Source organism: Achromobacter xylosoxidans, assembly GCF_014490035.1.
In the GTDB taxonomy this organism is placed as follows: Bacteria; Pseudomonadota; Gammaproteobacteria; order Burkholderiales; family Burkholderiaceae_B; genus Achromobacter; species Achromobacter bronchisepticus_A.
In genome coordinates this window covers 1,761,294-1,784,805 of the sequence record NZ_CP061008.1, presented here as the reverse complement: position 1 = coordinate 1,784,805, position 23,512 = coordinate 1,761,294, and the positions used below count along the sequence as shown (strand labels likewise).

The window sequence follows — 23,512 nt, the reverse complement described above, 5'->3', positions numbered from 1 at the left end:
GGATCGAACATGTCCGCTTTGCTTACCATCGAAGGCGTGTCGATGCGCTTTGGCGCCTACCAGGCGCTGGACCGCATCGACCTGGAGATCCAACAGGGAGAGTTCGTGGCCCTGCTTGGTCCCAGCGGCTGCGGCAAGACCACCCTGCTGCGCTCGATCGCCGGATTTCTCAGGCCCGAATCGGGCCGCATCCTGATTGAAGGCCAGGACATCAGCCGCCTGGCCGCGCACCACCGGCCGCTGAACACGGTGTTCCAGAACTATGCGCTGTTTCCGCACATGAGCGTGCTGGAAAACGTGGCCTACGGCCCGCGGCGACAAGGCGCATCGAAGCAGGCAGCCGCCGAACGCGCCCGGTCGGCGCTGGACATGGTGGGCCTGGCGGACTTCGGTGCGCGCTATCCCCGCGAAATGTCCGGCGGACAGCAGCAGCGCGTGGCGCTGGCGCGCGCCATCGTGAACCAGCCCAAGCTGCTGTTGCTGGACGAGCCGCTGTCGGCGCTGGACCTCAAGCTGCGCAAGCGCATGCAGCTGGAACTCAAGCACCTGCAGGCCAAGCTGGGCATCGCCTTCATCTTCGTCACGCACGACCAGGAAGAAGCCATGACCATGGCCGACCGGGTGGTGGTCATGCATGCGGGCAAGATCGAACAGGTGGGCGGCGGGACCGAGATCTACCGGCATCCCGCCACCCGCTTCGTGGCCGAGTTCATCGGCGACGCCAACTTCATGCCCTACACGGCCAGCGGCGATGCGCTGCAGCTGGATGCCCAGGGACTGCGCGTGCCGTTCCCCGGCAAGGCCGCGCCCGCGCGCGGCTTGGCGGTGCTGCGGCCCGAGGATTTGCGCCTGGCCGATGAATCGGCGGCGCATGGGTTGAACGGCACGGTCACCGACGTCATCAACGTGGGCAGCCACTGCATGATCCACGTGGACATCGGCGGACAGATCCTGGTAGCGCGCCACGGCGGCATTGCGCCGTCGGGGCTGGGCCCGGGCGCCGCGGCGCGCCTTGCCTTCGCGCCGGAGCACCTGCACCTGATCGGTGAACAGCCATGAACGCGCGCGCCTGGCGTTCGCCCTGCCTGCTGCTGGCGGCTCCCGTGCTGTTCTTCGCGGCCTTCTTCCTGGCGCCGCTGGCGGTGGTGGCGCTGGCCAGCGTCACAGGCGGCGCCGATGGCTTGACCCTGACTCCGCAGCAGTACCTGCGCGTGCTGGGCGACCAATACCACTGGGACGTGATCCTGGTCACCTTCCGGCTGGCATTCTTCACCACGATCGCCTGCGTGATCCTGGGCTATCCGCTGGCCTGGTACCTGGTGCGCGTGGTGCGCTGGCAGGCCTGGCGGCGCTTCTGCGTGATCCTGCTGGTGGTGCCGCTGTTCACCAGCAATATCGTGCGCGCCTTTGGCTGGATGGTGCTGCTGGGCCGCAACGGACTGGTCAACCAGGCCCTGGTGGGCGCGGGCATCGCCGACCGTCCGATGCGTTTCATCGGCACCGAGCTGGGCATCCTGATCGGCATGGTCTACGTGCTGCTGCCTTTCGTGGTGCTGGCGGTCGGCAATGCGCTGGCGCGGGTCGATCCGGCCTGCGAACAGGCATCTGCCGACCTGGGCGCCAGCCCCGCTGCCACCTTCTTCCACATCACCTGGCCGTTGACGCTGCCCGGCGTGGTGTCGGGCGCCATCATGGTCTTCACCCTGGCCGTCAGCGCCTACGTGACGCCTGCGCTGCTGTCCGGCGGGCGCGTGTCGGTGCTGTCGATGCTGATCTTCCAGCAGTACAGCACGGTGTTCGACTTCCATTACGGCGGCGCGCTGAGCATGGTGCTGCTGGTGTTCACCCTGATCCTGGTGGCGCTTGCCAACCGCGCCGCCGTCCTGCCGGGAGCCGCGCGATGATTGCCCGCAACCTGATCCGCCTGGTCGCCCTGGGAGTGCTGGCCTACCTGGCCCTGCCGCTGGTGGTGATCCTGGGTTCCTCGTTCACGTCCACGCCCTACCTGGCGTTTCCGCCCAAGGGCTTTACGCTGGAGTGGTACCGCACGCTGCTGATCGAGGCCGGCTACGTCGCCGCGTTCACGACCAGCACGGTGCTGGCCCTGGCGGCGACGGCCGCGGCCGTGCTGCTGACGGTGCCGGCCGCGCTGGCGGTCGCGCGCTACGAGTTCCCGGGCAAGGCCGCATTGACTTCGGTGTTGATGTCGCCGCTGGTGCTGCCGCACATCGTGCTGGGCGCGGCGCTGTTGCAGTACGGCGCCTACTTCGGCCTGACGCGCAGCTTCCTGTCCCTGCTGATCGGGCACATCGTCATCATCGCGCCCTTCGTGCTGCGGTCCACGCTGACCCTGCTGACGCCCGAACAGCGCGCGCTGGAGGAGGCATCGGCCGACCTGGGCGCGAATCCCTGGACGACCTTCTTCCTGGTGGTGCTGCCTCAGATCCGGCCAGGCATCGTCACCGGTTCGATCTTCGCGTTCATCTCTTCGTGGATCAACGTGGAGCTGTCGATTTTCAACACCACGGCGGACCTGAACACCATCCCCGTGAAGCTCTTCAACTACGTGCAATACACGATAGATCCGACCATCGCAGCCGTATCGGGCGCCACGATCGTGGTTGCGGTGATCGCCATCGTCATCCTGGATTTGACCGTCGGGCTGGACATGCTGTCCGAACGCGGCAAATAACCTTTCTTCCCTACCTTACTGTCTGGAGCCACAGTCATGCGCAAGCAAGACGCGTTCGATGTCATCTATACCCATACCGAAGGCGAGCCCCTGTGCATCGTGCACAGCGGCATCCCGTACCCCGCCGGCTCCACCATCCTGGAGAAGCGCGCCTTCCTGGAGCAGAACTACGACTGGCTGCGCAAGGCGCTGATGCGCGAGCCGCGCGGCCACAAGGACATGTTCGGCGTGTTCCTCACGCCGCCGTCCAGCCCCGAGTACGACGCCGGCCTGATCTACATCGACGGCACCGAGTACTCGCACATGTGCGGCCACGGCACCATCGCGGTCAGCATGGCCATGGTGGCCAATGGCCTGGTGCCGCGCGGCAAGGACGGCATCACCAAGATCCGCTTTGAAACCACCGCCGGCCTGGTGGTGTCGGAAGTGGCGTCCGAGGGCGACAACGTGCTGTGGACGCGCTTCGAGAACGTGCCGGCCTACGTGGCCGCGCAAGACATTCCGGTGGAACTGCCCGGCTACGGCAAGCTGTCCGCCGACATCGTCTGGGGCGGAAACTACTTCGGCATCGTCGACCTGTCGGGCTGCGACCTGCGCATCTCGCCGGACAACGGCACCGAGCTGTCGCGCATGGGCCTGATCGTGCGCGAACAGCTCAATGCCCGTCACCGCATCCAGCACCCGACCGAGGCCCACATCAACAACCTGAACTTCATCACCTTCTGGCACCAGCCGACCATCGAAGGCGCGTTCTACAAGAACGTCCACGTGTTCAGCGCCGGCCAGCTGGACCGTTCGCCTGGCGGCACCGGCACCAGCGCGATGATGGCCATGTTCGAAGCGCGCGGCAAGATGGGCTTGAACCAGCCGATCAAGTCGGAAGGCCTGTTGGGCAGCGGCGTGTTCGAAGGCTGCCTGCTGGGCGAGGTGGACCTGAACGGCACCCGCGCTGTGCGTCCCACGGTCAAGGGCACGGCCAGCATCCTGGGCACGGCGCGCTGGGTGATCGACAAGAACGACCCCGTAGGCGCCGGCTTCCTCATCCGCTGAAGTGCAAAGGCGCACGGGCCGATTGGCCACGTGCGCCTTTTTCCGTGACGGATACGGCTAGGCCTGCGCCGCATCCTCCAGAATCATCTCGGCCCCCCGCTCGGCCACCATCATGACGGCACCCTGCGTATTGCCGGACACCATCTTCGGCATCACCGACGCATCCACCACGCGCAGGCCGGACAGGCCGTTCACCCGCAAGCGCACGTCGGTGACGGCGGCGGCATCGGAACCCATGCGGCAGGTACCTATGGGGTGGTAGATGGTCTGGCCGTTGCGCCGCGCGAAGTCCAGCCATTCGTCGTAGCTGTCCACCGCCGCGCCGGGGCTGATCTCCGATTCGACATAGCGCCGCATGGCCGGCTGGCCGACGATGCGCCGCGCCGCCTGCATGCCGCCCACCAGGCTGTCGCGGTCCACCTGGGCGGACAGGAAGTTGGGCCGGATCGCAGGCCCCGCCTGCGGATCCGCGGACTTGATGTGGATGGATCCGACCGACTCGGGACGCAGTTGCGCCACGCCTATCGTCATGCCCGGCTGCCGGTCGAGGATACGTTCGGCCGCATTGGCGTAGCTGGCGTGCACGAAGAAGTACTGCACGTCAGGCGCCGGCAGGTCCGGCGCGCTTTTCACGAAGCCGTGCACCAGTCCCGTGCCCAGGGTCAGGATGCCCTTGTGGCTGGCGTAGTAGCGCGCCACCTGCTGCGCCAGGCGCCAACCGCGCGACATCTCGTTCAGCGTCACGGTGCCCTTCACCCGCCAGTTCATGCGGGTCGCGAAGTGGTCGATGTAGTTTTCGCCGACCTGCGGCTGCGCCAGCACCGGCGCGATGCCGAACGCTTGCAGCAAGGCGGGATTGCCGACGCCGGACAGTTCCAGCAACTGCGGCGACTGCACCGCGCCCATGCACAGCAGCGTCTCGCGCCGCGCGCGCACGATGTGCTCCTGTCCGTTCTTGCGATAGGCCACGCCCACGCAGCGCTTGCCCTCGAACACCAGCCGCGTCACGTGCGCGCCGCATTCCACGGTGAGATTCTTGCGGCCGGAAGCGGGTTTCAGGTAGCCGTCCACCACGCTCCAACGCCTGCCCCGATGCTGCAGCACCTGGTAGTAGCCCACGCCCTCCTGGCTGCCGCCGTTGTAGTCGGGATTCAAGGGCTGGCCGTCCTCTTGCGCCGCCTTCAGGAAGGCATCCGATATGGGAAAGCGTTCGGACACCTCTTCCAGATGCATCGGGCCGCTCTTGCCGCGGCTGGCGTCGCCGGGTTCGTAGCATTCGATCTTGCGGAAGATGCGCTCGGCCTGGCTGTAGCCCCAGCCGGTCGCGCCCGCCGCCTCCCAGCCGTCGTAGTCCTGCGGCTGGCCACGGACGTAGATCATGCCGTTGATGAGCGTCGACCCGCCCACGCCCTTGCCGCGCGGCACGGCAATGGTCCTGCCGTGGACGTTGTCTTCCGGCTCGGTGGCGAAGCGCCAGTTGTATTCCGGGTTGACCAGCAGTTTGGAAAAGCCCGCCGGGATCGAGATCCACATGCTGCGGGCCTCATGTCCGGCCTCCAGCATCAGCACGCGATACTTGCCGTCGGCGCTCAGGCGGTTGGCCAGGATGCAGCCCGCCGTGCCGCCCCCGGCAATGATGAAGTCGTAGTCGCTCATACGGATCAGCGTCCCGCGTCGGCCGGCTTGTCCGCCGCCACGCCCAGCATTTGCGCCATCAGTTCGATCTGGCAGGCCAGCATCGGCGCGCCATAGTGCACCTTGCAGCCGCGGGCCTGCGCCGCCAGCAGCAAGGCCGTGTCCTTGGGCTGCATGATGACTTCACAGACCAGTTGGTCCGGCGTCAGGCGGCTGGCGTCCAGCGGCAAGGCGTCGTCCGGCTTCATGCCCAGCGAGGTGCCGTTGACCACCAGGTCGTGCCCCGAGGGGTCGGCCGTGCCCACGTCGATCCGGGCGCCGGGATGCAGCGACAGGATGCGCGCCTTCAGATCCTCGGCCTTGGCCGTGGTGCGGTTGGCGATGGTCAGCCGCGACACGCCGGCCTGGACCAGCGCGAAGCCGATTGCATTGGCCGCGCCGCCCGCCCCCGCCAGATAGGCGCTCTTGCCCTGCGGCGACACGCCTGCGCTTTGCAGCCCGCGGACAAAGCCTTCGCCGTCCAGCATGTGCGCCACCAGCTTGCCGTCCGCCTCGCGGCGCACCACGTTCGCCGCGCCGATCTTGCGCGCCACCGGAGTGGCGTCGTCGACCAGCTCCAGTATCGCGGTCTTGTGCGGCACCGTGACAATGACGCCGCCCAGGTTTTCCAGCCGCCGCAGTCCAGCGACCACCTCGGCCAAGTTATCCGGCCGGGCGTGGAACGGCACGCACACGCCGTCGAAGCCGATGGCGGCAAAATGCTCATTCATGCGCTGCGGCGTCTTCACGTGGTGAATGGGATCGGCCAGGATGCCGAACAGGCGCGTGGTGCCGGTGATTTCCTTCATGTCTGTCTCCGTGTCTCAGGGCTGGAGCGTAGCGCGCGCGACGTCGGCGATGCCGTCCGCGTCCAGCTTGTAGTGCGCATACAGGGTGGTGGGCGGCGCGATCAGGCTGTATTCGTCGTAGATGCCATGGCGGCGCAAGCGCGTGCCTGTGCCCGCGTCGGCCAGCACCTCGGCCACGGCCGAACCCAGCCCGCCCAGCACGTTGTGCTCTTCCACCGTCATCAGCACGCGGGACTTGCCTGCCGCGGCCAGCACGGCGTCGCGGTCCAGGGGCTTGATGGTGGGCATGTCGATCACGCCCACCGACAATCCTTCGCCGCGCAGTTGTTCGGCGGCCGCCAGGGCCGCGTGCACAGTGATGCCGCAGGCGATGATGTTCAGGTCCGAGCCGCTGGAATGGACAATGGCGCGGCCGAACTGGAAAGGCGCGCCGTCTTCATAGACCTGCGGGTCGCGGCCGCGGCCGATCCGGAAGTAGATCGGCTCGGGCCAGTCCACCGAGGCCTTGATGGCGGATGCCAGCTGCGGGCCGTCGGCGGGCGAGACCACCGTCAGGCCGGCCAGCGCCCGCATCGTCGAGATATCTTCGGTGGCGTGGTGCGAGGTGCCATAGAAGCCCAGGCTGATGCCGGTGTGGTGGCCGATCAGGCGCACGGGCAGCTTGGTATAGGCCACGTCCATGCGGATCTGTTCGCAGCACAGCAGGCCCAGGAAGGACGCGAAGGTTGCGACGAAGGGCATCATGCCGGTGGTCGCCAGGCCTGCCGCGGCCGACACCATGTTCTGCTCGGAAATGCCGAACTGGACATAGCGGTCGGGATAGGCCTGGGCAAAGCGGTTCAGGCCGTTGGAGTACTGCAGGTCGGCCGAACCGGCGACCACCGGATGGCCGGCCGCAGCCAGCTCGATCAGCGCGTCGGAAAGATAGGACAGCCCGGGGTTCACCGCATTCAGCGCGCGGTACTGCCAGGAATCGGGAGAGAGGACTTGTGCCTGTGCCATTCAGATCTCGCGGGAAAGGATTTCTTCAACGGCGCTTTGCGCGTCTTGCGGCGCCAGGTAGCCCAGATGCCAGCCCGGCTCGGTTTCCATATAGGACACGCCCTTGCCCTTGATGGTCTTTGCGATCACGCAGGCCGGCCTGGCGCGCGACTCGTCCGCGCGCAGGCGGCGCAGCAAAGCGGTCAGTTCCACCAGGTTGTGGCCGTCCACCTCATGCACTTCCCAGCCGAAGGCCAGCCATTTTTCCTTCAGCGATTCCACGCCCATGACCTCGTCGACCTTGCCGTCGAGCTGGTAGCCGTTGCGGTCGACGATCGCAACCAGGCGCGACAGGCGGTTGTGGGCGGCGAAGAGCGCCGCCTCCCAGACCTGGCCTTCCTGCATCTCGCCGTCGCCCAGCAGCACGAAGACGTTGAAGTCGCGCCCGCTCATGCGCCCGCCCACCGCCATGCCCACGCCGTTGGACAACGCGTGGCCGATGGAACCCGAGCTGAAGTCCACGCCCGGCACCTTGCTCATGTCGGGATGATCGCCCAGCGGGCTGCCCAGGCGGGTGTAGCCGTCCAGCAGCTCGCGGGCGATGAAGCCATGGTCCGCCAGCACCGGGAAGAGACCCACGGCGGCATGGCCCTTGCCCATCAGGAAGCGGTCGCGGTCGGGCCACTGCGGCTCGCCCGGACGCAGCCGCATCACGTCGTAGTACAGCGCGGCGAAGATTTCCGCGCACGAGAACACTGAGCTGTAGTGCCCGACCTTGGCGATCTCGATCAACCTGATGGTCTCCAGCCGGATATGGCGGGCCTTTTCCCGCAGCAGCCCGACCTCCCCTTCGGTGGGGACCTCCCTATCACTCCTCATGGCGCTTCCTTTTTGCTGTTAGGATATATGATATATAATATACCCATCGCGCTCGAATTTGCCATGGCGGGATAGAATTCATCCCGAATCCACCCGCCCCCATCAATACAGCAAGCCTGAGCCTGTCATGTCCAGCCTTAAACCGGTAAAGAAAGAGAACCTCTCCGTCAGGGTCTACAACGAAATCCGCAATGCCCTGATCAACGGGCAGTACGAACCCGGCGAACGCCTGATCATTGGCGAACTGGCCCAGGAAATGGGCGTCTCCATCACGCCTGTACGCGAGGCCATCTTCCGGCTGATCAGCGAGCAGGGACTGGAAATGCAGGCGGCCACCGCGGTCTACGTGCCTTACGTCAATTCGGAAAAGCTGCGTGAAATCCAGCAGATCCGCTTCCACCTGGAAGGCATGGGCGCGGCCGAAGCCGCACAGAACATCACGCGCAAACAGCTGGACAACCTGATCGCGCTGCAGCGGGATTTCATCTCCTGCACATCCAGCGATCCCAAGCGCGCCAGCTACCTCAACCGCAAGTTCCACTTCGGCATCCTGGAAGCCAGCAACAAGCCCATCCTGCGCGCCACGGTGGAATCGTTCTGGGTGATCACCGGCCCCATCCTCAAGGTGTTCCACGTCAAGACCTCTGGGCTGGACTATTCGCAGAACGAGCACCGCCACGAAGCGGTATTGGAAGCCCTGGAAGCGCGCGACTCCGAAGCCGCCAGGCAGGCCATCCAGGCCGATCTGGTCTGGGGCGGCAAGATCATGATCGACTGGCTGGTCGAGCGCGAAAAGGAACTCGACTACCGCCCCCCCGCTGCCCGCAAGTAGGCAAACCCGAAGGAATCCCCCATGCTGAAGATTTTTGGCGCGCCCAGCCGCTACATCCAGGGCGCCGGCGCCCTGGACACCCTGGGACAGTACGCAGCCCTGTTCGGCCGCCGCGCCGCCCTGGTCATAGACAGCTATGTGCATGGCGTGCTGGGGCCAAGAATCGAAGCCTTGTGCGCGGCGCATAACGTGTCGCTCGCGCCGCTGATCGTCGAAGGCGACCTGACGCCCGCGGCGATCACGCAATTGCGCGCGCAGGCCGCGCCTGCCGGCATCGACATGGTGATCGCGGTGGGCGGCGGCAAGGCGCTGGACGCGGGCAAGGCCGTGGCCAAGTCCTCGCACTGCCATCTCATCACCGTGCCGACCGTCGCCTCCAACGACGCGCCCACCAGCAAGAACTACGTCCTGTACGACGCCCATCACAACCTCCTGGCGGTGGAGCACATGCTGTTCAACCCCACCATCGTGCTGGTCGATACCGCCGTCATCGCCACCGCGCCGGCGAATTTCTTTCTCGCCGGGCTGGGCGATGCGGTCTCGAAGAAATTCGAAGCCGAGCAATGCAGCCGCAACGGCGGCCGCAACATGTATGACGGCGCGCCGCCCCTCACCGCCCAGTTCATCGCCGACGGCTGCCTGCGCACCCTGCTGGCCGACGGCGCGGATGCCGTGGCGGTTGCCGGCAGCGGCCAGCCCACGCCGGCCTTCGAACGCGTAGTGGAAGCGATGATCCTCATGAGCGGCCTCGGTTTCGAAAGCGGCGGCCTGTCCATCGCCCACGCGCTGACGCGCGGGCTGCCCAGGATCAGCGGCCTGGCGAGTGCCCCGCATGGCCTGCAGGTGGCGGTCGGACTGCTGGTGCAGCTGGACCTGGAAAACCGGACGGACGGCATGCTGGCCGAGCTGACCCGCTGGTATGCCCAGGTGGGCCTGCCCACCACCTTGCGCGAACTGGGTGCGGCCGACATGCCGGACGACACGGAACTGCGGCTGGCTGCGGAGCTGAGCCTGAAGGCCCGCCACGCCGCCAACTTCGACCGCGCGCTCGATACCGAAACGCTGGCCGCCGCGCTGCGCCGCCGCGCCTGACGCGACAAGGGGCCGGATAGCTGCCGGCCCCTGGCCGCATCAGAACGCCACGTTGTCCTTGCCCTTCAAGTCGAGCTTGGCGCGCGCCTCTTCGGGCGTGGCGATTTCCAGGTTCAGCGCCTCCAGGATGGTGCGGATGCGCTCCACCTGGACCTGATTGGATTGCGCCATCTCGCCCGGCCCGATCCACAACGAATCCTCCAGCCCCACCCGCACGTTCGAGCCCATGGCCGCGCCTATGGTGGCCAGCGGGATCTGGCCGCGGCCGGCGCCCAGGATCGACCATTCATAGTCGTTGCCGAACAGGCGGTCGGCCGTGCGCTTCATGTGCATCAGGTCTTCCGGGTGCGGGCCGATGCCGCCCAGGATGCCAAACACCGATTGGATGAAAGGCGGCGACTTGACCAGGCCGCGGTCCACGAAATGCGCCAGGTTGTACAGATGGCTGATGTCGTAGCACTCGAACTCGAAGCGGGTGCCGTTGGCGTTGCCCAGCGCGAGGATGGACTCGATGTCCTGGTAGGTATTGCGGAACACCAGCGAGCGGCTGTTTTCCAGATGTTCGCGTTCCCAGTCGTGCTTGAACTCCTTGAAGCGGCCCAGCATCGGGTACAGGCCGAAGTTCATGGATCCCATGTTCAGGGACGCCAGCTCCGGCTTGAAGGTGGTGGCCGGACGCATGCGCTCTTCCACCGTCATATGCGGGCTGCCGCCGGTGGTGATGTTGATGATGGCGTCCGTTTCCCGCTTGATCCGCTCCAGAAAGGGCTTGAACAGCGCCGGGTCCTGCGACGGCTTGCCGGTCTGCGGATCGCGCGCATGCAGGTGCAGCACCGCCGCGCCCGCCTTGGCCGCGCCGATGGCCGCTTCGGCGATCTCGTCGGCGGTCACTGGCAGGTGCGGCGACATGCTGGGCGTATGGATGGCGCCCGTCACGGCGCAAGTGATGATGACTTTCTGCTTGGGCTTAGCCATTGTTGTCTCCGTTGTCCTGTTTATGGCGCATGAGGCGCATCAGTTTTTCATCGCGCCAGAAGCGGCGCTTGGCAAGATCTTCCTGCGGCAGCAGGCCGCGGCGTTCCTCCGACAGCGCGTCGACCAGCGCGCCGTCCCAGGCGACGGGTTCGCCCTGGGTCGCGCCGATGGACTGGTACAGCCCGCCGTAGCGCGCGCAATAGTCGGCAATGCCGCCGGGTGCGTTAAGGTCTATGGTTTCGAACGGTCCCATGAACGACCAGCGCAGGCCCAGGCCGTCCTTCACCGTGGCGTCGATGTCCTCGGCGCTGGCGATGCCCGCGCTGGCCAGGCGGAACGCCTCATGCAGCAGCGCGCCCTGCAGGCGGTTCAGGATGAAGCCTTCGATTTCGCGCCGCACCAGCACGGGCTTCTGGCCGATGCCGGCCATGACGGCGCGGGCGGAATCGACGGCCTCCGGGCTGGTCCAGGGCGCGGGGCACAGTTCCACCACCGGGATCAGGTACGGCGGATTCACCGGGTGCGCCACCAGGCAGCGGTGGCGTCCGGCCAGATGCCCGGTGAATTCGCTGGCGGGGATGCTGGATGTGGAGCTGCCGATGATGGCGTCGGGTTCGGCCGCCGCGTCCAGTTCAGCAAACAGCGCCCGCTTGATTTCCAGATTCTCGGGCGAGTTCTCCTGGATGTAGCGGGCGCCCTTCAAGGCATCGGCCAGGCTGCTTGCCACATGGACGCGTCCGCCTATGGCTTCGGCGTCCGTCAGCAAGCCCTGGGCTTCAAGTTCCCGCAGCTGCCGCAGGATCAGGCCGCGGGCTTCGGCCAGCATGGCGGCGTTGACGTCATACAGGTGCACTTCCCAGCCCATGCGGGCGAACACGATGGCCCAGCCCTGGCCGATCAGGCCGGTTCCGATGATGGCGGCGCGCTGCGCCTTGGACCCGGCGTCCATCAGTAGAGCTTCTGCGTGAAGCCGTCCACCACGATGGCCTGCCCTGAAACGCTGCGGGCGGCCTCGCTGGCATTGAACAGCACCATGTTGGCGATATCGCGCGCCGTGACCATGCGGCCCAGCGCGGCCTGGTTCTCGTACTGCGCGGCGATCTCCTCCACCGGCCGGCCCAGCGTATCCGCCTTGGCCGCGATGACGGCGCGGATGCGCGGCCCTTCCACCGCGCCCGGCAGGATGGCGTTGACGCGGATGCCATAGGGACCCAGCTCGATGGCCAGGGACTTGGTAAAGCCGATCACCGCCCACTTCGAGGCGGAATAGACGGAGCGCCCGGCAAAGCCGAGATGGCCGGCCGCGGACGACAGATTGATCATCACGCCGGCCTTGGACTCCTTGAGCAGGCCGATGGCCTGGCGCGCGCACAGGAATTGCCCGGTGATGTTGACGGCCAGCGTGCGGTCCCAGTCCGCCTTGGACAGGGTTTCGACGTAGCCGGTGGGACCGGCCACGCCCGCGTTGTTGACCAGGATGTCCAGGCCGCCCAGCTTGGCGCGGACCTGGTCGAACAGCGCGGCGACGCTGTCTTCGTCCGAGACGTCGGCCAGGGCCGCATGCACGCCGGGCAATTCGGCCGGCAGCGCGGCCAGGCGCTCCTGGTTCACGTCGCATACGAACACGGAGGCGCCGGCATGGCGGAACACCTTCGCCATCTCCAGGCCCAGCCCGTCCGCGCCGGCGGTGATGAGCACCTTTTTCCCGGCGAAATCCACTTCCTCGAACATGCCTCTGTCTCCTGATTCTTATGAAAAACGGCCGATTGATGATATACGATATATGAAAAAAACAGCTATTTTCTAGCGTTTGTTGCAACCGTTGCAGCCACCGGAATGCTTCATCCCAAAGCCGTAAAACCCCCGCCATTTGTTTGATATCAGCCCGCTAAGTCTTTATTCATGCGGCTTTAGGGAATTCCCCGATTCGGCGGGTTACGGCCCCAACTAGAATCCAAGGCGGGGTTTGCTACCCGCCCGGCCGATATATCATATATTCAAAAAAACGGACCAAACAAGAAAGTCCGCATCCCATACCGACAAAGGAGCGTAGACAGTGTTCAAGTTCAACAAAATTGCTTTGGCGCTGGGCCTGTGCGGCGCGCTGGCAAGCGGCACCGCAGCGGCCGACATGAAGGTAGGCGCCCTCTTCCCGTTCAGCGGCGCGCTCGCGCTTCTGGGACAAGAGAGCTATCGCGGCCTGGAACTGGCCGTCAATGAGATCAATGCCGCCGGCGGGGTCAACGGCGAAAAGATCGAGATCATCAAGGCCGACGCCGTCGATCCGACGCAAGCCGTGTCGGAAACCAAGCGCCTGATTTCCTCCAACGTGGTCGGCGTGTTCGGCAGCTACGCTTCCGGCATCTCCTATGCCGCCTCGCCCGTGACCGAGCTGGCCGGCGTGCCCTATTTCGAACTGGGCGCCACCGCGCACAAGATCACCACCCGCGGCTACAAGTACCTGTTCCGCAGCAACCCCAACACCGCGCTGTACGGCGTGTCGGTGGTCAACGCGCTGCACGACACCATCGCGCCGGGCATGGGACTGAACCCCAAGGACATCAAGATCGGCATCATCCACGAGGACGGCCCCTACGGCACCGACGTGGCCGCCACCGAGAAGAAGCGCGCGCAGGAGCTGGGCTATACGGTCGCGGAAGTGCTGCCGTACTCGGCCAAGACCGTGGACCTGTCCTCGCTGATCCTGCGCCTGAAGGGCGCCAAGGTCGACGTGGTGCTGCAGACGGCCTACCAGAACGACGCCATCCTGTTCTTCAGCCAGGCGCGCGCCGCGGGCTTCAAGCCCAAGGTCGTGATCGGCGCGGGCGGCGGCTATTCGCTGGCGGACACCGCCAAGGCCGTGGGCGCCGACATGAACGGCGTGTTCGACCTGGACTTCCCGCAATCCTCCATCAACCCCGCGGGCGCGCCCGGCCTGGACAAGTTCCTGGAAGCCTACAAAGCCACCTACAAGAGCGACCCCCAATCCGGCCACAGCCTGACCAACTACGTCGGCGCCAAGGCCTTCTTCGAAGCCATCGGCAACGCCAAGTCCACCGACAAGGACAAGATCCGCGCCGCGGTCCTGGCCTACAAGAAGCCGGCCGGCCAGACCGCCAACGGCTGGGCCTTCGACTTCGGCGAAGACGGCCAGAACAACGCATCCACGTTCTACGTGATGCAGTGGCAGGACGGCAAGCTGGTCACCATCGCACCCAGCAACCTCGCACTCGGCAAGCCCGTCTTCAAGAAATAAGCGCCACGCCAGTGCTCAGGCGCTCGGGGGCGCCTGACGTTTCCCGGGGTCCGCGCGCCCCGGTTCGGCCGACGACACGGCCGGGCCGGGGCCGCCACCCGTTCTAAGAGGTTGCAACATGGAACTATTCATTCAACTGGTCATCAACGGCCTGTTGCTAGGCGGCGCGTACACCATCATCAGCCTGGGGCTGACGCTGATCTTCGGCGTGGTGCGCGTCGTGAACTTCGCGCACGGCGAGTTCCTGATGATAGGCATGTACATGGTCTATCTGATCGCGGCGCAATTCGGCGTGCATCCCTATGCCGGCCTGGTACCCGTCGCCGTCATCCTGTTCGCGCTGGGCGCGCTGACGCAGAAGGGCATCATCCAGCCGCTGCTCAACGCCGACCAGCACATCCAGATCTTCGCCACGGTGGGCGTGTCCACCATCCTGCTGAATCTCGCCCTGGTGATCTTCGGCGCCAACGTCTACCGCGCGCCGGTGGAGCTGGGCACCAATGCCATCGACATCGGCCCCTATTCGATGGTGACCGGGCAGCTCGTTACCTTCGTGATCGGCCTGACCCTGGCGGTGCTGCTGCACCTCTTCATGCACCGCACCTACCTGGGCCGCGCGCTGCGGGCCGTGGCGCAGCACCGCTACGCCGCGACCCTGATGGGCGTGAACGTCAACAACGTCTACGCCATCGCCTTCGGCCTGGGCACGGCCTTCGTCGGCATCGCCGCCGGCCTGCTGGCGCCGCAATATCCGGTGTTTCCCACCGTGGGCACGTACTTCGTGCTGACGGCGTTCGTGATCGTGGTGCTGGGCGGCCTGGGCAGCCTGTACGGCGCGGTGGCCGGTTCCATGATCATCGGCATCGTGGACACGCTGGCCGGCTTCTACATCGCCCCCGACCTGAAAGAGGTCGTCTATTTCGGGATCTTCCTCTTGATCCTGGTGCTGCGTCCGAACGGCCTGTTCGGCGTCGGCACAGAGTGATCAGAGCAACAAGGAGCGAGATGTGTTTCCCGATATCCGACACCCCAAGACCTACGTCAGCCTCATCCTGCTGATCGCGATGTTCCTTGTGCCCGTGATCATGGGCACGCCATTCTGGACCAACCTGTTCGTGCTGCTGTTCGTGTTCTCGGCCCTGTCCGTGGCCTGGAATATCGTCGGCGGCTACGCCGGCCAGCTGTCCCTGGGCCACGCCGTGTTCTACGGCATCGGCGGCTACACCGCCACGCTGCTGACGCAGAACTTCGGCATTTCGCCGTGGTTCGGCATGCTGGCGGGCGCGGCGATCTCGGGCGCGGTCGCCATCCTGATCAGCTACCCCACCCTGCGGCTGCGCGGCCCGTTCTTCGCGCTGGCCACCATCGCGATCCTGGAAGTGGTGCGACTCCTGGTGATCCACGAGGAAAGCTGGACGGGCGGCTCCAGCGGCATCAGCCTGCCGCTGAACATAGGCTGGACCTGGATCGTGTTTCGCGAGAAGGTCAATTACGTGATCATCGCCTTCGGCCTGTTCCTGCTGGTGACCTGGGCCTCCTGGTACATCCGCAAGTCGCGCATCGGCCACTACCTGATCGCGATCCGCGAACGCGAGGATGCGGCGCTGGCGGTCGGCATCCATACCGTGCGCATGAAGATCATCGCCGCGGTCGTGTCGGCCATGCTGACCAGCATCATCGGCACCTTCCACATCACCTACCTGACCTTCGTGGACCCCAGCTCGGCGTTTTCGCTGGAACTGTCGATCCAGGTGGCCATGTTCGCGCTGATCGGCGGGCTCGGCACGGTGGCCGGCCCCATCGCCGGCACCTTCCTGGTGCTGCCCATCGCCGAACTGGCGCGCGGCTGGCTCAGCAGCGTGGGCAACGGCATGCACGGGCTGATCTACGGCCTGATCCTGGTCGCGGTGGTGCTGACCATTCCGCGCGGCCTGGCCGGCGCCTTCGGCCCGGCCATCGAACGCTGGCTGTCGCGTCTGCCCTATCTGGGCGCACCTCGCGCCAAGCTCAAGCTGGCCGATGAACTGCGCCTGCACAACGCCGAACGCACGGATCAGCCGGTGCTCAAGGCCGACAAGCTGTTCAAGAGCTTCGGCGGCCTGCGCGCCACCAACGACGTGTCGCTGACGCTGAACCAGAACGAGATCCTGGGCATGATCGGCCCCAACGGCGCGGGCAAGACCACCGTGTTCAACCTGCTGTCGGGCTTCCTGTCGCCGGACAAGGGCGGCATCACCATGCTGGACGCGCAAGGCAAATGGGTCACCTGCAAGACGCCCGACGAGTTCGCGCACCAGGGGCTGGGCCGCACCTTCCAGATCGCCAAGCCGTTCACCGGCCTGACCGTGCTGGAGAACATCATGCTGGGCGCCTTCATCCGCACCTCGAACCGGGACGAGGCCGAACAGATCGCGCTTAAGGTCGCCGAGCAGACCGACCTGGTGAAGTACCTGGACATCGAGGCGCGCAACCTGACCGTGGGCGGCATGAAGCGCCTGGAGGTCGCCCGCGCGCTGGCGATCAAGCCCCGCATCCTGCTGCTGGACGAGGTGATGGCCGGGCTGAACCCCACCGACATCGAGAAGTCGATCCAGATGATCCGGCGCATCCGAGATTCCGGCGTGTCGGTGCTGCTGATCGAGCACATGATGCAGGCCACCATGGCGCTGTCCGACCGCATCATCGTGCTGAACGAAGGCGCGGTGCTGGTCAGCGGCGCGCCCAAGGACGTGGTGGAGAACCCCGCCGTCATCGAGGCCTATTTGGGCAAGGAGTACCAGGATGCTTAAGGTTTCGAATCTGTCCTCGGGCTACGGCAAGAGCCAGGTCCTGAACGGCCTGAACTTCGAGGTCCATGCGGGCGAGATCGTCACGCTGATCGGCGCCAACGGCGCCGGCAAGACCACCACCTTGAAGACGCTGTGCGGCGTCATCGCCGCCATGGACGGCAAGGTCGAGTTCGAAGGCCAGGACCTGACCAACCGCAAGCCCTACGACATCGTCGACGCGGGCATCACCATGATTCCCGAAGGCCGCCAGCTGTTCCCGCACTTCACGGTGCGCGACAACCTGCTGATGGGTTCGTACAAGCGCGCCGCGCGCCCCATCGTGCAGCGCAAGCTGGACGAGGTGCTGGGCATCTTCCCGCGGGTGCAGGAACGCTTGAACCAGTACGCCGGCTCGCTTTCCGGCGGCGAACAGCAGATGGTGGCAATCGCCCGCGGCATGATGGCCGATCCCAAGCTGCTGGTGTTCGACGAACCCTCGCTGGGCCTGTCGCCGCTGCTGGTGCAACAGATGTTCGACATCATCCGCGGCGTCACCGCGCACGGCGTGACCGTACTGCTGGTGGAGCAGAACGTGTTCCGCACGCTGCGGCTGGCGGACCGCGGCTACGTGCTGGAGAACGGCGCCATCGTGCGCACCGGCACCGGCGCGGAGCTGCTGAGCGACCCGCATGTGAAGAAGGCCTATCTGGGCCATTGATACCAAGGATTCCTTATGTCTTTACGCTGCACATACATCGACCACGGCCAGGGCGGCGCGCCCGACTGCATGCGCCTGGCCGAACGCGACATGGAAGCGCCCGCCGGTCGCCAGGTGCTGATCGAGGTCGCCTACGCCGGGGTCAACCGCCCCGACGTGCTGCAACGCTCGGGCTCCTATCCGCCGCCTCCGGGTGCCTCGCCCCACCTGGGGCTGGAGGTGTCCGGCACCGTCATCGCCGCCGGACCCGACGCCAGCCTCTGGAAAGTCGGCGACCAGGTCTGCGCGCTGACGCCGGGCGGCGGCTACGCCCAATACTGCCTGGCGGACGAACGCCATTGCCTGCCCGTGCCGCGCGGCCTGGACTTGCTGACGGCCGCCGCCATCCCCGAGAACTACTACACCGTCTGGACCAATGTGTTCGACCGCGCCCGTCTGGCGGCCGGCGAGCGTTTCCTGGTGCACGGCGGTTCCAGCGGCATCGGCCTGACCGCGATCCAGCTGGCGCGCGCCTTTGGCGCCGAAGTCTGGACCACGGTGGGCAATCAGGAAAAGGCCGACGCCTGCCTGGCCGCCGGCGCGCACCATGCCGTGCTGTACCGCGAGGCCGACTTCGAGGCAGCGGTGCGCCAGGGCAGCGGCGGCGCGGGCGTGGACGTGATCCTGGACATGGTGGGCGGCGCCTACATGAACAAGAACCTGCGGCTGCTGGCGCTCAATGGCCGGCTGGTGCAGATCGCTTTCCTGGAGGGCAGCAAGGCCGAGATCGACGCCATGCCCATCATGCTCAAGCGCCTGCAATTCACCGGCTCCACATTGCGCCCCCGCTCCGACGAGGACAAGGGTGCGATCACCCGCGCGCTGGCGGAAAAGGTGCTGCCGCTGATGGAACAGGGGCAATGCCTGCCGCGCATCCACAAGGTGTTCCCGCTGGCGGAAGCGGCCCAGGCGCATGCGCTGATGGAAAGCAGCAAACACATCGGCAAGATCATGCTGAAGGTGGCCGCATGAGCGGGCGCTTCAAGGACCAGGTCGCCATCGTGACCGGCGCGGTCGGCGGCATAGGTTCGGCCATCGTCGAAGGCTTCCTGGCCGAAGGCGGCCGCGTGGGCCTCATCGATTTCAATGCGCAGGGCGGCCAGGCTTACGAAAAGGAACTGCGCAAGCGCGGCCACGGAGTCTGCTTCGTGCACGCGGACGTCGCGCGCTTCGAGGAGTGCCAGGCGGCCTACGAACGCATCAGCGCGGAGCTGGGTCCGGCCACCATCCTGGTCAACAACGTCGGCATTTCACCGAAGACCGATGGACGCGCGCTGAAGGTCTGGGAGATGCCGCCCCGGGAATGGGAGAACGTGGTCGCCGTCAACCTGAACAGCGTGTTCTACATGACGCACCTGGCCACGCCGCACATGGTGCGCGAGCGCCAGGGCCGCGTGATCAACATGTCGTCGGTGGCCGGCCGCGCTTACTGCGACATCGTGGCGGCGCATTACGCGGCCACCAAGGCTGGCCTGATCGGCCTGACGCGCCACTGGGCCGCCGAACTGGGCGAGCATCAGGTCACGGTCAACGCCCTGGCGCCGGGACGCATCAGCACGCCCTTGCTGAAGACCGTGCCCAAGGAGATCAATGACGCGGTCGCGCAGGTGACCGCGCTGCGCCGCCTGGGCACGCCGGAGGAAGTGGCGGATGCCTGCCTGTTCTTCGCGTCGGACCAGGCCCGCTTCGTCACCGGCCAGGTGCTGGACGTGGCCGGCGGCTGGCTGATGACCTGAGAGCATCGCAGGCAGCGCCCGCCCGAACGCAGGCGGGCGCTTTCTTCACTCGTGCGCGCCCAGGTGGTAGACCACCGTGTCCAGCCGGCTGACGCCGGCCGCCAGGAACTTCGGTTCCTTTTCCAGGATGTCGCGGCGATCGATGATCCTGGCGGGCGACACGCCCGCAAAGATGTTCTGCACTTCGCTGTCCACGACAGAGAACGGCGGCCCCGGCATTTCTTCCTGCGGATAATCCAGCGTGATCAGCAGTCCCTGGTAGGCGGGCGACAGATTGCCGTAGACGTGGCGCACGTAGTCCGCGCGCATGGTATCGGGCAACGCCACCAGCGCGGCGCGGTCATAGGCGCCCACGCAATGCGACAGCAGTTGCGCGTCTAGTTTGAAGATGTCGCCGCAGATGATTTCGATGCTGCCCGCCACGTAGTGCTTGCCATAGACGGACACGTGCGTGAGCGGCTTGAGCTCGTTTTCCTCGAAGAATTGTTCGACCGCGAGCTGCGACAGCTCGACGCCCAGCACGGAATGCCCCTGGGCCGCGATCCACACCATGTCCAGCGACTTGCCGCAAAGCGGCACCAGCACCCGGCCGTCCTTGGGTACGCCCAGCGTCGGCCAATACTTCTGCAATAGCGGCGTGACCCGCGATTGATGAAAATGCGTGCGCCCTTCGCGCCAACGCTCCAGCCAGAATTCCGCGTCCATGCCCGGTCTGCCTCCTGTGTATCGGTGCGGGGCATTGTAGTTCGCCGGCGCGGCGGCGGGCGTCCCGGCCCTACATGCGCGGCAGCAGGCTGCGGATGTCGTCCACGATGGGCACCGCGGCCAACGCCATGAGCATCAGCGCCAGCGGCACCGTCGAGCCGAACCCGAAGTTGAAGAAGGAATACGCGCCCGTCACGCCGCCGACGAAGAACAACGACACCAGCACGGTGAGCACGACAAGCTTGCTACGGTCCGCGCGCACCGGCCGCATGGATGCGGGATCCCCCTTGGCCATGTTCCAGTAAAACAGCTTGCCCAGTTCTATGCCGATATCGGTGACCATGCCCGTCACGTGCGTGGTGCGAATCTCGGAGCGCGACAGCTTGGTGATCATGGCGTTCTGCAGACCCATGATGTAGCAAAGCAGCATGACGGTGCCCGGCACATAGAACCAGCGCAGCGTCTCCAGGTTGGCGCCCAGCAAGCCGAAGCCCAGCAGCAGCACGGCTTCGTATAGCAGCGGCATGGCGTATTCGCTGGTCAGGCGCGAGCGGCGCCCGAAGTTGATCAGGAAGGCCGAGCTGGCGGCGCCGGCCAGAAAGGACAGCAGCGCCGCCAGGCCCTGCAGCACCACGATCACCCCGCCCAGCGCCAGGTTATCGGCCATCATGGAGACGATGCCGGACATGTGCGAGGTGTATTGCTGCACGGCCAGGAAGCCGCCGGCGTTGACCGCGCCGGCGGTAAAAGTCAGGACGTAAGCCAGGTGCCTGTTGGCCTGGGGGCTGCGGCTGACGGCCGTCAGGCGGCGTAGATACGGAATGGCCACGCGTGTCCCTTCAAGACAAGAATCCATACACAGCAAAGTGCATGACATTCTAGTCGCCGCGGCACGGCGCGAGGCCCGGCGCGCCGGACGCCAGCCATGCCGGCGGCGGCCCCGCCCGCCTCCGGCGTTTTACGCCGCGCCGGATTCGCTCAGCTGCTTGCGCCGGTATTCGCCCTGGCGCACATGCATCCAGCCCGGATACTCCGGCGGCAGGGCGCTGACCTGGTCGAGTTCGGCCAGTTCGTCCGCCGTCAGGCGTATCGCCGTGGCCGCCAGATTGTCGTCCAGCTGCTCCACGCGCTTGGCGCCGATGATGACGCTGGTCACGGCCTGCTGGTGCAGCAGCCAGGCCAGGGCTACCTGCGCCACCGATACGCCGCGCGCGCCGGCGACGCGCCGCAGGACCTCGATGCTGTCATAAGCGCGTTCCTGATCCACCGGCGGGAAGTCGAAGGCGGCGCGGCGGCTGCCGGCTTCGGCCTGCCCGTCGCGGCTGTACTTGCCGCTGAGCAGGCCGCCCGCCAGCGGACTCCATACCATCAGGCCCACGCCTTCGCTTTGCAGCATGGGCACGATCTCGCGCTCCAGGTCGCGGCCGGCGATCGTGTAATAGGCCTGCAGCGATTCGAAGCGCGCCAGCCCCAGGCGTTCAGCGATGCCCAGCGCCTTCATGATCTGCCAGGCGGCCCAGTTGGACACGCCGACATAGCGCACGTGGCCATGCTGCACCAGATTGTCCAGCGCCCTGACCGTTTCTTCCACCGGCGTGGCGGGATCGAAGCCATGGATCTGGTAGAGGTCGATATGATCCAGCTGCAGGCGCGACAGGCTCTTCTTGACGCCGTCCATGATGTGCGAGCGCGAGTTGCCGCGCGCATTGACGCCGGCGCCCGTCTGTCCGAACACCTTGGTCGCGATCACGACGTCCTCGCGCGCCACCTTCAGGTCGCGCAGCGCCTGCCCGGTGATGACCTCCGAGCGGCCCTCGGAGTACACGTCGGCCGTGTCGATGAAATTGACGCCGGCATCCAATGCGCGGCCCACCAGCCGGTTGGCGTCTTCCTGCTGCAGGCTGCCGATCTTGCTCCACAGTTCGCCTTCGCCGCCGAAGGTCATGGTACCCAGGCAGAGTTCCGACACGAACAGGCCGGTGCTTCCGAATTTCTTGTACCGCATGGTTGCGCTCCTTCAAGGGCTGGGCGGGAGCCGGCGCTCCGGGATGGAATGGCCGCGGCTCGCCTGCCGGGATGAAGGCAAGTATGCGTCCAGGGACCGGCGCGGACGCTGCTTGATCCTGCCCTTTTTTTGCCCAATCCTGCAGCGCTGCCCCGCCTGTGGCGCCTGGCCGCTCATTCCTCCGAGTTTTCTGCCCATTTCTCCATGAAAAGCGCCACCGCCTGGACGCAGGCTCGCTTAGGCATACACTGAAAGCCACCCAATCCTCCGACTTTCTGCCGCTCTATGCCTACCCGGCACGGCGCGCCACGGGAGCCCCCATGACCATCACATCCGCACTTGCCGCCAGCGTCGCCGTCCCGGCCCTGGACGTCGCCTATGAGCCGGCGCGGCGCGAACTGCTCTGCACGCTGGAACGCATGACCGGAGACCTGGAGGGTTCGCTGGACACGCCCATCGAGGGCCTGTTCCTGCACCGCATTTCGCAGCCCACCGGCGCCAAGCCCGGACTGCAGAAAGCCGCCCTGGGCGTTATCGCCCAGGGATCCAAGCGCCTGCTCATCGGCGATGAAGCCTACGAGTACGACCCCTTCCATTACCTGATTTCCTCGGTGGATCTACCGGTCGTGGCCAAGGTGTCCGTCGCCAGCCCGACCCTGCCCTATCTGGGCTTGCGGCTGGACCTGAACGTAGAGGAGATCACCGCGCTGATCAGCGACGACAGCCTGCCGCCGCAACCGCCGGCCGAGGCCGCGCGCGCGCTTTGCGTCAATCCGCTGGGCGGCGCGCTGCTGGACGCGGTGCTGCGCCTGTTGCGCCTGCTGGACACGCCGCGCGACATTCCCATCCTGGCGCCCCTGGTCAAGCGCGAACTGCTGTACCGCCTGCTGATGAACGGCCAGGGTGCGGTGCTGCGCCAGTCGGTGCTGCAGGACAGCCAGCTCAACCGCGTGGCCAAGGCCATCCGCATCCTGCGCGACAACTATGCCCTGCCCCTGCGCGTGGAAGAGATCGCGCGCGACGTGCACATGAGCGTGTCCTCGCTGCATCATCATTTCAAGCAGGCCACCGCCATGAGCCCGCTGCAATACCAGAAGCACCTGCGCCTGCAGGAAGCGCGGCGCCTGATGCTGACCGATGACGCCGGCGTGGCGCTGGCGGCCCATTCCGTGGGCTACGAAAGCTCGTCGCAATTCAGCCGCGAATACAGCCGCCTGTTCGGTTCGCCACCTTTGCGCGACAAGCAGCGCTGGAAGGACGAAACCGCCTCGGCGCCAGCCTGAGCCGCCCGTCCGGCATCC

Annotated in this window: 22 protein-coding genes and 1 pseudogene; 13 read left to right on the top strand and 10 right to left on the bottom strand. The window is 66.1% G+C overall.

Annotated features, from left to right (window positions below; genetic code table 11):
• Nucleotides 1-9 precede the first annotated feature (9 nt).
• The 4 genes from IAG39_RS08195 to IAG39_RS08180 are packed head-to-tail and all read left to right on the top strand — an operon-like array spanning nucleotide 10 to nucleotide 3,742.
• Entirely contained in the window at nucleotides 10-1,059 is a 1,050-nt protein-coding gene (locus IAG39_RS08195; protein WP_118934484.1) for an ABC transporter ATP-binding protein, read from the top strand.
• Nucleotides 1,056-1,904 (top strand): ABC transporter permease, encoded by an 849-nt coding sequence (locus IAG39_RS08190; protein WP_118934486.1) that lies wholly within the window; start codon nucleotides 1,056-1,058, stop codon nucleotides 1,902-1,904. The genes IAG39_RS08195 and IAG39_RS08190 overlap by 4 nt, the downstream gene beginning before the upstream one ends.
• Complete coding sequence (locus IAG39_RS08185; RefSeq protein WP_054457808.1) at nucleotides 1,901-2,692, top strand: ABC transporter permease; 792 nt, start codon at nucleotides 1,901-1,903, stop codon at nucleotides 2,690-2,692. Before IAG39_RS08190 ends, IAG39_RS08185 begins: the two co-directional genes overlap by 4 nt.
• 36 nt (nucleotides 2,693-2,728) lie before the next feature.
• Nucleotides 2,729-3,742 carry a proline racemase family protein gene (locus tag IAG39_RS08180; RefSeq protein ID WP_059379528.1) on the top strand — a complete coding sequence of 338 codons (1,014 nt, stop codon included), beginning with the start codon at nucleotides 2,729-2,731 and terminating at the stop codon, nucleotides 3,740-3,742.
• Between the two features lie 57 nt (nucleotides 3,743-3,799).
• On the opposite strand, the gene IAG39_RS08175 is transcribed toward IAG39_RS08180, so the two are convergent.
• The 4 genes from IAG39_RS08175 to IAG39_RS08160 are packed head-to-tail and all read right to left on the bottom strand — an operon-like array spanning nucleotide 3,800 to nucleotide 8,085.
• Nucleotides 3,800-5,398, bottom strand: a complete 1,599-nt coding sequence (locus tag IAG39_RS08175; protein ID WP_118934488.1) for a GMC family oxidoreductase — start codon at nucleotides 5,396-5,398, stop codon at nucleotides 3,800-3,802.
• 5 nt (nucleotides 5,399-5,403) lie between these two features.
• Complete coding sequence (locus tag IAG39_RS08170) at nucleotides 5,404-6,225, bottom strand: shikimate dehydrogenase family protein (protein ID WP_059379530.1); 822 nt, start codon at nucleotides 6,223-6,225, stop codon at nucleotides 5,404-5,406.
• A gap of 15 nt (nucleotides 6,226-6,240) precedes the next feature.
• On the bottom strand, nucleotides 6,241-7,227 hold the full coding sequence (locus tag IAG39_RS08165) for a transketolase family protein (RefSeq protein WP_059379531.1): 987 nt from the start codon (nucleotides 7,225-7,227) through the stop codon (nucleotides 6,241-6,243).
• Entirely contained in the window at nucleotides 7,228-8,085 is an 858-nt protein-coding gene (locus IAG39_RS08160) for a transketolase (protein ID WP_118934490.1), read from the bottom strand. It abuts the gene before it with no gap.
• Between the two features lie 127 nt (nucleotides 8,086-8,212).
• On the opposite strand from IAG39_RS08160, the gene IAG39_RS08155 reads away from it, so the two are divergent.
• Together IAG39_RS08155 and IAG39_RS08150 are read left to right on the top strand one after the other, a co-directional pair.
• On the top strand, nucleotides 8,213-8,917 hold the full coding sequence (locus IAG39_RS08155) for a GntR family transcriptional regulator (RefSeq protein WP_059379533.1): 705 nt from the start codon (nucleotides 8,213-8,215) through the stop codon (nucleotides 8,915-8,917).
• Nucleotides 8,918-8,938: 21 nt separating this feature from the next.
• The gene (locus IAG39_RS08150; RefSeq protein WP_118934492.1) at nucleotides 8,939-10,009 is read left to right on the top strand and encodes a glycerol dehydrogenase; all 1,071 of its coding nucleotides are present in this window, start codon (nucleotides 8,939-8,941) and stop codon (nucleotides 10,007-10,009) included.
• A 39-nt stretch (nucleotides 10,010-10,048) separates the two neighbouring features.
• On the opposite strand, the gene IAG39_RS08145 is transcribed toward IAG39_RS08150, so the two are convergent.
• Genes IAG39_RS08145 through IAG39_RS08135 form a run of 3 tightly spaced genes read right to left on the bottom strand, consistent with a single transcriptional unit; the run spans nucleotide 10,049 to nucleotide 12,715 of the window.
• The gene (locus IAG39_RS08145; protein ID WP_013395474.1) at nucleotides 10,049-10,984 is read right to left on the bottom strand and encodes a 3-keto-5-aminohexanoate cleavage protein; all 936 of its coding nucleotides are present in this window, start codon (nucleotides 10,982-10,984) and stop codon (nucleotides 10,049-10,051) included.
• Nucleotides 10,977-11,933: a 3-hydroxyacyl-CoA dehydrogenase gene (locus tag IAG39_RS08140; protein WP_118934494.1), complete on the bottom strand. Its 957-nt coding sequence runs from the start codon at nucleotides 11,931-11,933 to the stop codon at nucleotides 10,977-10,979. The genes IAG39_RS08145 and IAG39_RS08140 overlap by 8 nt, the downstream gene beginning before the upstream one ends.
• Nucleotides 11,933-12,715, bottom strand: a complete 783-nt coding sequence (locus IAG39_RS08135; protein WP_054457818.1) for an SDR family oxidoreductase — start codon at nucleotides 12,713-12,715, stop codon at nucleotides 11,933-11,935. The genes IAG39_RS08140 and IAG39_RS08135 overlap by 1 nt, the downstream gene beginning before the upstream one ends.
• A 325-nt stretch (nucleotides 12,716-13,040) precedes the next feature.
• On the opposite strand from IAG39_RS08135, the gene IAG39_RS08130 reads away from it, so the two are divergent.
• From IAG39_RS08130 to IAG39_RS08105, 6 genes are all read left to right on the top strand, one after another.
• Nucleotides 13,041-14,240 (top strand): ABC transporter substrate-binding protein, encoded by a 1,200-nt coding sequence (locus tag IAG39_RS08130; RefSeq protein ID WP_118934496.1) that lies wholly within the window; start codon nucleotides 13,041-13,043, stop codon nucleotides 14,238-14,240.
• A 118-nt stretch (nucleotides 14,241-14,358) separates the two neighbouring features.
• Nucleotides 14,359-15,225, top strand: coding sequence for a branched-chain amino acid ABC transporter permease (locus IAG39_RS08125; protein WP_054457820.1), 867 nt, complete (start codon nucleotides 14,359-14,361; stop codon nucleotides 15,223-15,225).
• A 22-nt stretch (nucleotides 15,226-15,247) separates the two neighbouring features.
• Nucleotides 15,248-17,029: an ABC transporter permease subunit gene (locus IAG39_RS08120; RefSeq protein ID WP_118934498.1), complete on the top strand. Its 1,782-nt coding sequence runs from the start codon at nucleotides 15,248-15,250 to the stop codon at nucleotides 17,027-17,029.
• Nucleotides 17,022-17,726, top strand: a complete 705-nt coding sequence (locus IAG39_RS08115) for an ABC transporter ATP-binding protein (RefSeq protein WP_118934500.1) — start codon at nucleotides 17,022-17,024, stop codon at nucleotides 17,724-17,726. Before IAG39_RS08120 ends, IAG39_RS08115 begins: the two co-directional genes overlap by 8 nt.
• A 15-nt stretch (nucleotides 17,727-17,741) precedes the next feature.
• Nucleotides 17,742-18,737, top strand: a complete 996-nt coding sequence (locus IAG39_RS08110) for an NAD(P)H-quinone oxidoreductase (protein ID WP_118934502.1) — start codon at nucleotides 17,742-17,744, stop codon at nucleotides 18,735-18,737.
• Entirely contained in the window at nucleotides 18,734-19,501 is a 768-nt protein-coding gene (locus tag IAG39_RS08105; RefSeq protein ID WP_059379540.1) for an SDR family oxidoreductase, read from the top strand. The genes IAG39_RS08110 and IAG39_RS08105 overlap by 4 nt, the downstream gene beginning before the upstream one ends.
• 45 nt (nucleotides 19,502-19,546) lie before the next feature.
• On the opposite strand, the gene IAG39_RS08100 is transcribed toward IAG39_RS08105, so the two are convergent.
• From IAG39_RS08100 to IAG39_RS08090, 3 genes and pseudogenes are all read right to left on the bottom strand, one after another.
• Nucleotides 19,547-20,206, bottom strand: a complete 660-nt coding sequence (locus IAG39_RS08100; RefSeq protein ID WP_118934504.1) for a thiopurine S-methyltransferase — start codon at nucleotides 20,204-20,206, stop codon at nucleotides 19,547-19,549.
• A 91-nt stretch (nucleotides 20,207-20,297) separates the two neighbouring features.
• Nucleotides 20,298-21,035 (bottom strand): annotated as a pseudogene (locus tag IAG39_RS08095) (YoaK family protein); the annotation flags it as partial.
• 129 nt (nucleotides 21,036-21,164) lie between these two features.
• Complete coding sequence (locus IAG39_RS08090; protein WP_118934506.1) at nucleotides 21,165-22,211, bottom strand: aldo/keto reductase; 1,047 nt, start codon at nucleotides 22,209-22,211, stop codon at nucleotides 21,165-21,167.
• A gap of 320 nt (nucleotides 22,212-22,531) precedes the next feature.
• Between IAG39_RS08090 and IAG39_RS08085 the strand changes: the two genes are divergently transcribed.
• The gene (locus tag IAG39_RS08085) at nucleotides 22,532-23,494 is read left to right on the top strand and encodes an AraC family transcriptional regulator (RefSeq protein ID WP_059379544.1); all 963 of its coding nucleotides are present in this window, start codon (nucleotides 22,532-22,534) and stop codon (nucleotides 23,492-23,494) included.
• Nucleotides 23,495-23,512 lie beyond the last annotated feature (18 nt).